This is a genomic window from Microcoleus sp. D2_18a_D3, from assembly GCF_036702455.1.
In the GTDB taxonomy this organism is placed as follows: domain Bacteria; phylum Cyanobacteriota; class Cyanobacteriia; order Cyanobacteriales; family Microcoleaceae; genus Microcoleus.
Genome location: NZ_JAUBTK010000122.1, coordinates 1 through 1,900, shown reverse-complemented (window position 1 = coordinate 1,900; position 1,900 = coordinate 1). Strand labels below are relative to the sequence as shown.

Sequence of the window (1,900 nt, the reverse complement as noted above, 5' to 3'; positions counted from 1 at the left end):
CGTGGGAGTTTCCGTGGGAGTTTCCGTGGGAGTTTCCGTGGGAGTTTCCGTGGGAGTTTCCGTGGGAGTTTCCGTGGGAGTTTCCGTGGCAGTTTCCGTGGCAGTTTCCTTGGCAGTTTCCGTGGGAGTTTCCGTGGCAGTTTCCGTGGCAGTTTCCGTGGGAGTTTCCGTGGGAGTTTCCGTGGCAGTTTCCGTGGGAGTTTCCTTTGGAGTTTCCGTGGGAGTTTCCGTGGGAGTTTCCGTGGCAGTTTCCGTGGGAGTTTCCGTGGGAGTTTCCGTGGCAGTTTCCGTGGCAGTTTCCGTGGGAGTTGGAGTCGGAGTAGGAGTTTCCATGGGAGTAGGAGTCGGAGTAGGAGTAGGAGTCGGAGTCGGAGTCGGAGTCGGAGTCGGAGTCGGAGTCGGAGGGTTATTTACAATAGACCTCTTGCAAAATAATTTTGTGCTATAATAGAAAGTTTAGACAATTTTTAAATCTAGCAGGCTGGGCAAGTTTAAGGAGATGCCAATCAACCCAATAATTCAAAGTTTGACCTAAACTTGAGAAAAGTTTTAAGTATAACACATATTTTTTTTGCAAGAGGTCTAATAATGCTTGCCGTGACGATCGCAGAATCAGCTTTCCCATCATTAGCCTTGTAGGTAAAAGAGTCTGTCCCTGCAAAACCAGGATTCGGAGTATAGGTGAAAGAACCGTTAGCGTTGAGGGCGATCGACCCTGTAGCCGGATTTGTCACCAGAATCGCCGTCAGCGGGTCATTTTCCGGGTCTGTATCGTTGATTAAGACTCCCAAACCTGTCACGTTGAGACTCGTATTAAAAGCAGTAGTATAGCTGTCAGAATTGGCTACAGGCGGGTTATTGTTGACGTTTACAGTCATGGTAGCCGGTTCCGAGCTAACTATTCCGTCGCTGACTGTGTAGGTAAATGTGTCTGTTCCAGAAAAGCCAGCGTTAGGAGTATAAGTGAAAGAACCGTCTTTGTTGAGGGCGATCGACCCTTGCGTCGGATTTGCGGCCACCGCAGCAGTCAGCGTGTCTAAATCTACGTCGGAGTCGTTGGCTAAAACTCCCGGCACTGTTACGCTGAGGGCTTTTCCGGCACTGGTGCTATAGGTATCCGGCTGCGGCTGCGGCGGATTGTTGGTAACGTTGATACTCACCGTAGCCGGGACAGTCGCAGCCCCGTCGCTAACGCTGTAGGTGAAGGTATCAGTCCCTACAAAGCCAGCGTTAGGAGTATAAGTGAAGTCACCGAGGGGATTAAACGCGATCGTACCGTTGCTTGGGCCTGTAACTACGACGGGAACCAGCACATCTAAGTCGATGTCGGAGTCGTTGCCTAAAACTCCTGGAACTGCTACGCTGAGCACTTTGTCGTGCAGGACGCTGTAGGTGTCGGGATTTACTATTGGCAGACTGTTGGTAACGTTGATACTCACCGTCGCGGGGACAGTCGCAGCCCCGTCGCTAACGCTGTAAGTGAAGGTATCAGTCCCTACAAAGCCAGCTTGAGGAGTATAAGTGAAGTCACCGAGGGGATTAAACGCGATCGTACCGTTGCTTGGGCCTGTAACTACGACGGGAACCAGCACATCTAAGTCGATGTCGGAGTCGTTGCCTAAAACTCCTGGAACTGCTACGCTGAGCACTTTGTCGTGCAGGACGCTGTAGGTGTCGGGATTTACTATTGGCAGACTGTCTGTTGGTTTAGTTTTGTAAACTTGAAAAGTTAGCCCTGAATATTTTGTAAATGCTTGTGCGATTCGTTTGACCTAAAGTAAGCTGAAAAGCTTGCGGGACGGTTAGCCTAGCTACTTAGGTAGTTAGGGCTTGCTGAAAAAGTAAGAAAACAGGATTTAGAAAGATGAATGAACTCGCGAGTCCCTTGATACTATAAGCT

At 49.8% G+C, this 1,900-nt stretch carries 2 protein-coding genes; both read right to left on the bottom strand.

Annotated features, from left to right (window positions below):
* A partial coding sequence (locus QUB06_RS31980) for a hypothetical protein (protein ID WP_333438702.1) occupies positions 1 to 333 on the bottom strand: 333 nt, incomplete at its 3' end.
* 173 nt (positions 334 to 506) lie between these two features.
* Entirely contained in the window at positions 507 to 1,763 is a 1,257-nt protein-coding gene (locus QUB06_RS31975; protein WP_333438708.1) for a cadherin-like domain-containing protein, read from the bottom strand.
* Between the last annotated feature and the right edge of the window lie 137 nt (positions 1,764 to 1,900).